10 protein-coding genes and 5 tRNA genes are annotated in these 9,977 nt (G+C 47.5%); all 15 read right to left on the reverse strand.

The window, feature by feature from the left end:
* Positions 1-139: 139 nt before the first annotated feature.
* Positions 140-215: transfer RNA gene (locus DW949_RS13165), tRNA-Val, on the reverse strand.
* Positions 216-222: 7 nt separating this feature from the next.
* Positions 223-297: transfer RNA gene (locus DW949_RS13170), tRNA-Glu, on the reverse strand.
* 1 nt (position 298) lies between these two features.
* A tRNA-Asn gene (locus tag DW949_RS13175) sits at positions 299-374 on the reverse strand.
* 86 nt (positions 375-460) lie between these two features.
* On the reverse strand, positions 461-1,639 hold the full coding sequence (locus tag DW949_RS13180; RefSeq protein ID WP_118023638.1) for an MFS transporter: 1,179 nt from the start codon (positions 1,637-1,639) through the stop codon (positions 461-463).
* A 162-nt stretch (positions 1,640-1,801) separates the two neighbouring features.
* Positions 1,802-3,433, reverse strand: a complete 1,632-nt coding sequence (gene groL, locus DW949_RS13185) for a chaperonin GroEL (protein WP_118023639.1) — start codon at positions 3,431-3,433, stop codon at positions 1,802-1,804.
* Between the two features lie 61 nt (positions 3,434-3,494).
* Complete coding sequence (gene groES, locus DW949_RS13190) at positions 3,495-3,776, reverse strand: co-chaperone GroES (protein ID WP_059077366.1); 282 nt, start codon at positions 3,774-3,776, stop codon at positions 3,495-3,497.
* A 160-nt stretch (positions 3,777-3,936) separates the two neighbouring features.
* Complete coding sequence (locus DW949_RS13195; protein ID WP_118023640.1) at positions 3,937-4,524, reverse strand: ANTAR domain-containing response regulator; 588 nt, start codon at positions 4,522-4,524, stop codon at positions 3,937-3,939.
* Between the two features lies 1 nt (position 4,525).
* Positions 4,526-5,950 (reverse strand): sensor histidine kinase, encoded by a 1,425-nt coding sequence (locus DW949_RS13200; protein WP_118023641.1) that lies wholly within the window; start codon positions 5,948-5,950, stop codon positions 4,526-4,528.
* 10 nt (positions 5,951-5,960) lie between these two features.
* Positions 5,961-6,971, reverse strand: a complete 1,011-nt coding sequence (gene tsaD, locus DW949_RS13205) for a tRNA (adenosine(37)-N6)-threonylcarbamoyltransferase complex transferase subunit TsaD (RefSeq protein WP_118023642.1) — start codon at positions 6,969-6,971, stop codon at positions 5,961-5,963.
* A 19-nt stretch (positions 6,972-6,990) separates the two neighbouring features.
* A complete protein-coding gene (gene rimI / locus DW949_RS13210) occupies positions 6,991-7,455 on the reverse strand; it encodes a ribosomal protein S18-alanine N-acetyltransferase (RefSeq protein WP_118023646.1) in 465 nt (154 codons plus the stop codon).
* On the reverse strand, positions 7,452-8,162 hold the full coding sequence (gene tsaB, locus DW949_RS13215; protein WP_118023643.1) for a tRNA (adenosine(37)-N6)-threonylcarbamoyltransferase complex dimerization subunit type 1 TsaB: 711 nt from the start codon (positions 8,160-8,162) through the stop codon (positions 7,452-7,454). Before tsaB ends, rimI begins: the two co-directional genes overlap by 4 nt.
* The gene (tsaE, locus tag DW949_RS13220; RefSeq protein ID WP_118023644.1) at positions 8,146-8,610 is read right to left on the reverse strand and encodes a tRNA (adenosine(37)-N6)-threonylcarbamoyltransferase complex ATPase subunit type 1 TsaE; all 465 of its coding nucleotides are present in this window, start codon (positions 8,608-8,610) and stop codon (positions 8,146-8,148) included. The genes tsaB and tsaE overlap by 17 nt, the downstream gene beginning before the upstream one ends.
* 12 nt (positions 8,611-8,622) lie before the next feature.
* Positions 8,623-9,597 carry a thiamine-phosphate kinase gene (thiL, locus tag DW949_RS13225; RefSeq protein WP_118023645.1) on the reverse strand — a complete coding sequence of 325 codons (975 nt, stop codon included), beginning with the start codon at positions 9,595-9,597 and terminating at the stop codon, positions 8,623-8,625.
* A 128-nt stretch (positions 9,598-9,725) separates the two neighbouring features.
* A tRNA-Arg gene (locus DW949_RS13230) sits at positions 9,726-9,802 on the reverse strand.
* A gap of 47 nt (positions 9,803-9,849) precedes the next feature.
* Positions 9,850-9,925: transfer RNA gene (locus DW949_RS13235), tRNA-Trp, on the reverse strand.
* Positions 9,926-9,977: the final 52 nt, after the last annotated feature.

The following is a 9,977-nucleotide window of genomic DNA, read 5'->3' on the forward strand; positions in this document are numbered from 1 at the left end:
CGCCTATGCCGAAACCCGGTTATATTGTACACCAAACTGCACTGCATGCCTTTCTGCCCCGTTTCGGCAGTACCGCGTAGCGGTTCATCCTATCTGCATATAAAGCAAAACAGCACATCCTTCCGGATGTGCTGTAGCCTGGTGGGCGATAACGGGCTTGAACCGCTGACATCCTGCTTGTAAGGCAGGCGCTCTCCCAGCTGAGCTAATCGCCCAAAAAAATGGTGACCCCTGCGGGATTTGAACCCACGTTCACGCCGTGAAAGGGCGGTGTCTTAACCACTTGACCAAGGGGCCATGGCTCCTCAAGTAGGACTCGAACCTACGACAAATCGGTTAACAGCCGATTGCTCTACCGACTGAGCTATTGAGGAATGTCTCATGTGTTCTGTATCGAACAATAAAGATTATACTAGGTTATGAAGAAAAAAGCAAGTACTTTTTTCACTTTTTATCTACTTTATTCCATTTTTCTTTTCAGACCTGGAATAAAGACAATCAAACAATACAAAGCTGCTATGGCAGCAATACATCCTCCTGCATATCCGATATCACCTAGTAATCCCGCATCAACTGTTTTTCCTCCTATCCAGGTTCCACTGCCGATTCCCAGATTGAAAATACCGGAAAAAATCGACATGGCTACGGCAGCTGCCCCGGCCGGGACACATTGAATCAGTTCAGCCTGAAACGTCACATTAAAAACCGTCGCCGTAATTCCCAGCAACACACAAACGAAAATAATCATCCTCGTATCTTGTGAAGCCAGACCCAGCAGGAAAAATAATCCTGCCAGGCAAATCAGGCTCAGGCGGATGAGTACAAACCGGAACTGATTATAAAAGTGTGAAAAAATAATACTTCCTAACAATCCGCTAACTCCAAAAACAGTCAGAATCAACGTAATCCACGTATCGCTCATATGGGCTATCTGCTGCATAAATGGTTCAATATAACTATACACCGTATAATAGGATGTGGAAAATAATACCGTAATGATATAAATCGCCAGGAGTATACGATTTTTCAGCATATGCGGCAGATCAGAAATATAAAAAGGCTGATTTTGTTTTAAGCAGGGAAATACGATAAACAGATATAAAATAGACAGGAGGGAAATACCTGCCAGACATAAAAAGGTTATACGCCAGCCTACATACAAGCCGATAGCCCGTCCCATAGGCAATCCGGCAATCATGGCAATCGATGTACCCGTAATAATCATACTCAGAGCCAGAGACCGGTGTTCTTTCGATACCAGCCGGACGGCAATCGGCGCCGCTATGGACCAGAAAACAGCATGGGCACAGGCAACACTGACACGGGCCAGCATCAGCATCCAGAAAGAGACAGCCAGACCGGAACCAATCTGTCCGGCCAGAAATAATGCCACGGTCCCCAGCAAAAGACGTCGTGATTCTATATTACAAGTAAGCAGCATCAAAGGCAGGGATAATACGGCTACGACCCAGGCATAAACGGTTATCATCGTGCCGGTTTGTGCTTCAGTCATAGAAAAAGACCGGGAAATATCTATCAATAAACCAATAGGCATAAATTCAGATGTATTGAAAATAAATGCTGAAATCGTCAATCCCACTAATGGAAGCATCTGTTTTAGAGGTATTGTACCAGTCATTCGCTACTCCTTATACTAATTTAGAATTTTATAGCTCATTTATCATAACCCAAAAACATAATTTAGTCAAAAAAAACATCCCCGTGACTTGAAATCACGGGGATGTCCTATTACGTTTATCTTACACGTTGCCTGATGGAGAAAAACCGTTCCGGCTTACTCTTACATCATGCCGGGCATTCCGCCCATGCCTGCCGGAGGAACAGCAGGACCAGCCTGAGCCGGTTCCGGTTTATCAGCAACCAGCGTTTCCGTTGTCAGGACCAGAGCGGCAATAGAAGCAGCGTTCTGTAATGCCGTACGTGTAACCTTGGCAGGATCCACGATACCAGCCTGAACCATATCGACGTATTCTTCTTTCAGTGCATTAAAGCCTACGCCGTCTTTGGCAGCTTTAACCTTTGCCACGATAACGGATCCTTCCAGACCTGCGTTAGCAGCAATCTGGCGTACCGGTTCTTCGATAGCACGTTTTACCAGATTAATACCGGTCTGAACGTCTCCTTCTTCATGGAATTCATCAAGAGCCGGAAGAATATCGATAAATGTAGTGCCGCCGCCGGCTACGATACCTTCTTCAACAGCTGCGCGGGTAGCATTCAGTGCATCTTCCAGACGCAGTTTCTTATCTTTCAATTCAACTTCCGTAGCAGCACCGACTTCGATGACAGCCACACCGCCGGACATCTTAGCCAGGCGTTCCTGCAGTTTTTCTTTATCAAAGTCAGATGTGGTTTCGGCAATCTGGGCCTTGATCTGGGCAATGCGGTCTTTGATAGCCTGCGGATCACCGTGGCCTTCTACGATAGTCGTTTCATCTTTCGTAACACGTACCTGGCGAGCCGTGCCAAGATCTTCCATCGTAATGCTGTCCAGTTTGCGTCCTACATCTTCCGAAATGACGTTAGCACCGGTGAGTACGGCAATATCCTGGAGCATAGCTTTGCGGCGGTCACCAAATCCCGGAGCTTTAACAGCAACGGCTTTGAACGTGCCACGCAGTTTGTTGACAACGAGTGTTGCCAGAGCTTCGCCTTCGACATCTTCAGCAATGATGAGAAGTTCTTTGCCAGCCTGTACAACTTTTTCAAGAACCGGCAGCATTTCCTGGATAGAAGCAATCTTGCGGTCCGTAATGAGGATGTACGGTTCGCTCATAACGGCTTCCATTTTTTCTGCATCCGTTGCCATGTACGGAGAAATATAGCCGCGGTCAAACTGCATGCCTTCTACAACAGACAGCTGAGTGCCCATCGTCTTGGATTCTTCAACGGTAATAACGCCGTCTTTGCCAACTTTTTCCATAGCTTCAGCAATTAATTTGCCGACTTCTTCATCGCCTGCAGAAATAGAAGCGACCTGGGCAATAGCTGCTTTGTCAGAAACGGCGATGGAACGGTTCTTGATTTCTTCGACGAGTTTTGCTACGGCTTTTTCAATACCGCGTTTGAGGATCATCGGATTAGCACCGGCAGCAACATTGCGCATGCCTTCCTGGATCATAGCCTGGGCCAGCAGCGTAGCTGTTGTCGTGCCATCACCGGCTACGTCGTTCGTTTTCGTTGCTACTTCTTTTACCAGCTGGGCACCCATATTTTCGAACGGATCTTCCAGTTCGATGTCACGGGCGATAGTAACACCATCGTTAGTGATAGTCGGTGCGCCAAATTTTTTATCAAGGACTACATTACGGCCTTTTGGCCCCAATGTTACTTTTACTGCATTAGCCAATGCGTCAACGCCTTTGCCTAAAGCACGGCGTGCATCTTCGTTGAACAAAATCTGTTTAGCCATGTTAAACACTCTCCTGTATTATAGTATATATTCAATAATGATGACCGTTACAGGCCGTTTATTACATAATTGCCAGAATATCGCGTTCGCTGACGATTAAATATTTTTCTCCTTCATATTTGACTTCTGTGCCTGCATATTTAGAGAAAATAACTTTGTCGCCTGCTTTGACATCCAATGCAACGCGGGAACCATCTTCCTGAAGTTTACCCGGGCCGGCTGCAATAATTTCGCCTTCGCACGGTTTTTCTTTAGCTGTATCCGGCAGATAAATCCCGCCAACTGTTTTTTCTTCCTGTTCCAATACGCGGATGACAACGCGATCTCCTAAAGGTTTTAACATTGTATATTCCTCCTAACATTTCATATCATGTTCCTTATTAGCACTCACTATATCTGAGTGCTAACTACAATATATATATTACTCAGTAAAGGTAAAAAAGTCAATAGTTTTTTTTAATCAGACAAAAATGCCAGGCAGAAACTCTGTCTGGCATCCTCCATTATCTCTGATTATTCTTTTTCGCCATACTGGCAATGACTGCTTCCGCAACATGCTTCAGCGTCGTCCGTTTTTTCATGCTATATTGCTGCAGGCGGCGGTATGCTTCTTCTTCCGGAATATGGTATAAATCCATGATGAGACCTTTGGCCCGTTCCACGATTTTCCGCGTTTCCATTTGTTCGTTCATCTGTTCAAGCTGGGCATGTATTTCCTGCTGCCTTTTAAACTGCGACACGGCAATTTCCATAGCAGGGAATAAATTAGTCGGCGATACAGGTTTAACCAGATATCCCAGAACACCGGAATCCTTGGCCTTATCGACGATATCGCGCTGGCTGTAGGCCGTCAGGAGCAATACCGGTGCCAGGTGATCATGGGCCATCATCCGGGCTGCATGGATACCATCCAACCGGGGCATCTTAATGTCAAGCAATACGATATCCGGACGCGTCTTGCGGACCAGATCCAGTGCTTCCACTCCATCAGAAGCTTCTCCTACGACTTCATGTCCGGCATCCTCCAGCATTTCTGCCAGATCCATCCGGATAATCGATTCATCATCACCGATAACCACACGATACCCCATTCTAATCTCCCCTTTTTTCTATTGGAAAATGAATGACCGCCCGGGTTCCCTCCGGATCTGCCCGTAAAAAAGTAATCGTCCCGTGCAGGTCTTTTTCAACCAGTGTACTGATTATTTTCAATCCCAGATGATGGCGCTTGTCCTTCGTCATTGTTTCCGGCATGCCGCAGCCATTATCTTCCACCACAATCCCGGCTGTCTCCCCGTGACAGCCGATCTGCAGAGTAACGACACCTTCTTTGCGGCCTGCCAGCCCATGCAGCACGGCATTGGTAATCAATTCATTCAGGACCAGCGACAGCGATGTTGCCGCATCAGAAGGCAGCATCAGTTCCTGCCCGTGAAAAACAGACCGGATATGGCTTTCTGTGCTCACCAGACTATGCAATACCAGAGACAGTAACTTTTCTGCAACATCGGACACATTGATGTATTCTTCATCATGATGGGATAATGTCTCATGAACGAGAGAAATACTGATAATCCGGTTCAGGCTTTCACTCAGTGCTTCTTTTGCTTCCTCGCTCTGGACACGGCGCAGCTGCATGCGCAATAAACCAGCAATGGTCTGCAGATTATTCTTGACCCGATGATGAATTTCCTTGATAACGGACGTTTTAATCATCAGTTCTTCTTCTTTTTGATACAGTTCTGTCCGTTCCGTAATAACCACTATGACACGGTCTACACGGCCCCGTCTCAGAATAGGGATAATCCGCCTGGTAAACACGTTGTTCCCGTGTTGTACATCTTCAACAGAACCCTGGCGGGTTTCCAGGACCTGTTTGACCCCGGCAAAATGAAGCTGGCTGCTGTAAATATTTTCTCCCGGCAGGCTTCTGAACCGTCCCCGCAGCTGCATGATGCTCTCCGCCATATCATCAGCATATCGGATCGTACCATTGCCATCGATAAGAATGATGCCATCTTGCAGAGATAACCGCTGATATAACCGGTTCATAGGCTCTTCTATCGGCACCTGCAATGACAGAAAGGCCGTTTCTGTTAATATATCCCGGCTCTTCTCGATCCGGCCGACAAAGGAAATGACGCCGATAGCGAGTCCTCCATTATCGACAAAGGGGTAACAGGAAATAGGCTCCATCTGACCATAATTCGTTTCTATCATTCCCTTTATCGGATTTCCCGTCATCAGGACCTGCCACACCAGCGGCTCATCATACCGGGTAACGATAACTCCCGAAGATGGCAGCTCTGCCAGACTGGATGTTCCCTGAAAGAAAGGGCGCCTCTGCGCTGCCAGGACCAATGTATCCTGTTCCTGTCCGGGAACGTACACATAGATTTTCCGATGAGATAAATCACTGGCGAACTGCAGCAATTTTTCACTATTCTTTAAAATGTGGATCTGGACATCTGACAAAGAACTGGCACTCTGGCAGATGGATTCTATGGGAGACAACATCTCCATCACCTCAGCATGTCGTGATAGATAATGCAGGGCGTGCATTCAACGTCAGATCGGCAAACCGCCCATCTATGGCCATATAATAGGCCCTGCAGCCTATCATAGCCCCGTTATCGGTACATAATATGGGTTCCGGCCGGTATAGCGTATACTGCCGCTTTGCGCAGGCAGCTTCCATCGCAGCGGCAAGACCGCTGTTGGCAGCCACGCCTCCGGCTACGGCAATGTTCGTCATACCGCTCCAGCGGGCTGCATCCATCGTCTTTTCTACTAATGTTTCCACTACGGTTTTCTGAAAACTGGCAGCAACATCTTCCGGGCTATAACCGGCATGACGCTGTTCCTGGGTATGCAGGTAATTGAGGACGGCCGACTTCAGGCCGCTGAAACTAAATTCAAAATTATGCTTTTCATGCAATGCCTTAGGGAATGTAATGGCATCAGGATTTCCTTTTTTTGCCAGGGCATCGATCTGAGGGCCTCCCGGATAGGGATACCCCATGACGCGGGCAATTTTATCGAAAGCTTCTCCTGCTGCATCATCCCGTGTCCGTCCCAGCAATTCAAAGGAATTATACCCCTTGATTTTGACCAGCTGGGTATGACCGCCCGATACGACGAGAGCTAAAAACGGTGGTTCCAGTTCGGGATGACTCAGAAAATTAGCAAAAATATGGCCTTCCATATGATTGACGCCGACTAACGGTTTATCGAGGGCAAAACTGAGAGCCTTCGCAGCCGCGACACCCACGAGGAGAGCACCTACCAGACCCGGGCCATAGGTGACGCCGATGTGATCAATATCGTGCATATCGACCCCGGCTTCGTCCAGGGCTTCTTTTATGATTGGCATAACGTATTCAATGTGCTGACGTGAAGCGATTTCTGGTACAACGCCGCCGAACTTGCGATGAATCGGCACCTGCGTGGAAATAATATTGGAGCAGATATGGCGTCCATCCTGAATAACGGCTGCCGATGTTTCATCACAGCTCGTTTCCAATGCTAATGTATACATAATATGTTCATCCTTTTTATTATTTTACAGCCCATTTATACTTTTCTTTCTGACATCCCATGACATAGGCATCTTCCACGGGCTCAGAATAATATCCCTTCCGCACGGAAAGAACTTCAAACCCCAGTTTACGATATAATCCCAGAGCCGGCAGATTGGAAACGCGTACTTCCAGAAAAATATCCATGCACCCTTCTTCAAACGCATTTTCCATCATGACCCGGACGAGAAGCTCGCCATATCCTCTGCCCCGCGCATCTTTGCGCAGTGCGATATTGGTAATCTGGCCTTCATCGGTAACGCGCCACAATCCGGCATACCCGGCAATGTATCCATCATCACGGACCAGTACATAATACCGGGTCAGTTCGGTATGTTCCAGTTCATGGTTGATGCTTTCTCTGGACCAGGGAACAGAAAACGATTCTTTTTCTATATCATAAATTCCGGCCGCATCCTGACGTACAGCCGGCCGTACAATCATAGACATAGCGTTTCACCATGCCGTTTTTCCCATAATACTTCGGCTTCACTGCGCCGTTTATACGCCGGCGTCAGGGTCATGCAGTCATCACAATCGCCAGCATCCAGCCGTCTTTTAGCCGCCATTGCCAGGCTTCCCGCCCGGGGGATACGCATCGTCGGCGGTGCAAGATAAAACATGGGACTGGCGTCCTGTATCTGTTTCTGATACAGAATAGCCCCATCACCGCAGAATACAACAGGCCCGCCACAGGACTTACAGGCAGTCAGGACATCGGCCACGGGCATAACGGTAACCGGACGTTGTTCCTCAAGATTCCATTCATGCCAGAGATAGGTAGAAGCATATACGTTTCCCTTTTGTGCGTCAATAAGAACACAAACCGGATAAGACATGCCCATAAAATTCCAGGCTAATGCCCGGGGCGTTTCAATTCCTGCAATCGGTACCTGCCATGCAAAGGACAGGGCTTTGGCCGATGCCAGACCGATACGAAGACCCGTAAAAGAGCCGGGCCCTATCGAAACAGCCACTCCGTCAATCTGACTTTTCTTGACAGATGCTTTCTGAAGCATATCAGCAATGTGGGGCATGAGCTGTTCCGAATGGGTCAGTTTTGCCTGTATCGTCAACTCTGCACGGAGAGAATCCTCATGCAGTAGGGCCACACTGGATACAAGGCTGGACGTTTCAATGGCTAATAGCATATTTCTGTACCTCTTTTTCTACCTGGGACCAACGACTCCCACTAAAATCAAAATGGAAAATCCGGCCAGTCGCACTCGTCTTCTGAATCGTGATATGTAACGCATCGTCCGGAAGACGGTCAGGAAATTTTTCTGACCATTCTATAACCGTAACTCCACTAGTCAGATAGTCATCAAAGCCGAGATCATCCAGTTCATACTCTTCCTCAAGACGATAAAAATCGAAATGCTGTAACGGAATATCATGTTCATAATAGTTTAAAATCGTAAACGTCGGACTGGGCACATTCGCATCAATTCCCATCCCACGGGCAATACCTTGCACAAAATGAGTCTTGCCGGCACCTAAATCGCCATGCAGTGCCAGCACATCACCCGATTGCAACACGGAGCCGATTGCCATACCCAGGCCGGTTGTTTCCTGCTCTGACTGTGTTACCACATCCATATAAGAGCCTCCTTAAAAATGAGTCCAGCCAGTAGGGGCCAGAATCGATTCGGTATCACCATCTACGAGAAGTACGTCGCCATTTCCGGAACGGACGACACCGATTTTAGTCACATCAGAATATTCCGACTGCAGCGAATGAAAATCTGCCGGTTCCATGGTAAAGATCAATTCATAATCTTCCCCGCCATTAAAGACATAGTTCCATACACTTGTCTTCGACTCAGCCGCCCAGGATGTTAATTCATCGCTGACAGGAATGGCATCTTTCTTCAGAACCAGTCGTACTCCGCTGGCCTTGGCAATTTCATTGCTTTCACTGGCCAGGCCATCGCTGATATCATTCAGGCTGTGACAGTTATATTTGACCAGCAGCCGTCCCAGTTCAACCTGAGGAACGGGAAAACGGTGGGCGCGCTTCAATTGAGGATATCCGTCGTGGTTTTGCAAAAGAGCAGCCAGACCACCACTCGAATTGCCAATGGTATGAGAAACGGCCACGATATCTCCAGGCCGCGCGCCACTACGGCGTATAGCTTTTCCTGCTTCGATTTCCCCAAACGCAGCTACGGTAATAACCATGCCTTCTTTAGAAGTGACCGTGTCTCCTCCAAGGATATTGACGTGATACGTACGACAGATGTCCTTAATGCCATCGTATAAAGAAATGAGACCTTCTACTTCCATATCCGGTGCAATCGCCGTAGACAGGACAATATGTGTAGGAATGCCCCCCATGGCAGCAATATCACTGAGATTGGAAGCCACGGCTTTATAGCCGACATCATACCAGTCACCAGTACGATGAATGATGAAATGACTATTTTCCACCATGGTATCAATAACGGCAACCTGTTCCATACCTTCAGACGTTTTATATACGGCACCATCGTCGCCAATACCGATGACAACCGGATCGGGATTAAATAACGTATCCTCTTTTATGGCATCAATAAAGCCAAATTCACCAAGTTCAGAAATTTTCATAAGAGTACTCCTTATAAAATGCAAAAATAAAGGTACATTACTCAAGTATCTATTGTATATAAAAAAAGGATACTTGTAAATGACGGCCTATAAAAAAAACAGCTCATACAAAATGCATGAGCTGCCTGTGGTGACCCGGTAGGGATTCGAACCCTAGACCTACTGATTCGTAGTCAGTCACTCTATCCAGCTGAGCTACCGAGTCATGTAGAGGGATATCGGCCTCCATTGGATTCCTCTCCCTCTGTGTTTTGGCAGGGGCAGAAGGAATCGAACCCTCAACCAATGGTTTTGGAGACCACTACTCTACCAGTTGAGCTATACCCCTACGTATAATCAGCGGCTTCCTATCCTCCCAGGGGGCTTCCCCCCAAGTACTT

It is taken from the genome of Megasphaera sp. AM44-1BH, from assembly GCF_003467125.1.
Taxonomy (GTDB): Bacteria; Bacillota; Negativicutes; order Veillonellales; family Megasphaeraceae; genus Megasphaera.

Excerpts from the sequence above, each read along its gene's own strand:
- DW949_RS13195 (WP_118023640.1), bottom strand. The coding sequence starts at position 4,524 with ATGGGGTATCGTGTGGTTATCGGTGATGATGAATCGATTATCCGGATG.
- DW949_RS13200 (WP_118023641.1), bottom strand. The coding sequence starts at position 5,950 with ATGTTGTCTCCCATAGAATCCATCTGCCAGAGTGCCAGTTCTTTGTCA.
- tsaD (WP_118023642.1), bottom strand. The coding sequence starts at position 6,971 with ATGTATACATTAGCATTGGAAACGAGCTGTGATGAAACATCGGCAGCC.
- rimI (WP_118023646.1), bottom strand. The coding sequence starts at position 7,455 with ATGATTGTACGGCCGGCTGTACGTCAGGATGCGGCCGGAATTTATGAT.
- tsaB (WP_118023643.1), bottom strand. The coding sequence starts at position 8,162 with ATGCTATTAGCCATTGAAACGTCCAGCCTTGTATCCAGTGTGGCCCTA.
- DW949_RS13180 (WP_118023638.1), bottom strand. The coding sequence starts at position 1,639 with ATGACTGGTACAATACCTCTAAAACAGATGCTTCCATTAGTGGGATTG.
- thiL (WP_118023645.1), bottom strand. The coding sequence starts at position 9,597 with ATGAAAATTTCTGAACTTGGTGAATTTGGCTTTATTGATGCCATAAAA.
- groES (WP_059077366.1), bottom strand. The coding sequence starts at position 3,776 with ATGTTAAAACCTTTAGGAGATCGCGTTGTCATCCGCGTATTGGAACAG.
- groL (WP_118023639.1), bottom strand. The coding sequence starts at position 3,433 with ATGGCTAAACAGATTTTGTTCAACGAAGATGCACGCCGTGCTTTAGGC.
- tsaE (WP_118023644.1), bottom strand. The coding sequence starts at position 8,610 with ATGGATGTGGTAACACAGTCAGAGCAGGAAACAACCGGCCTGGGTATG.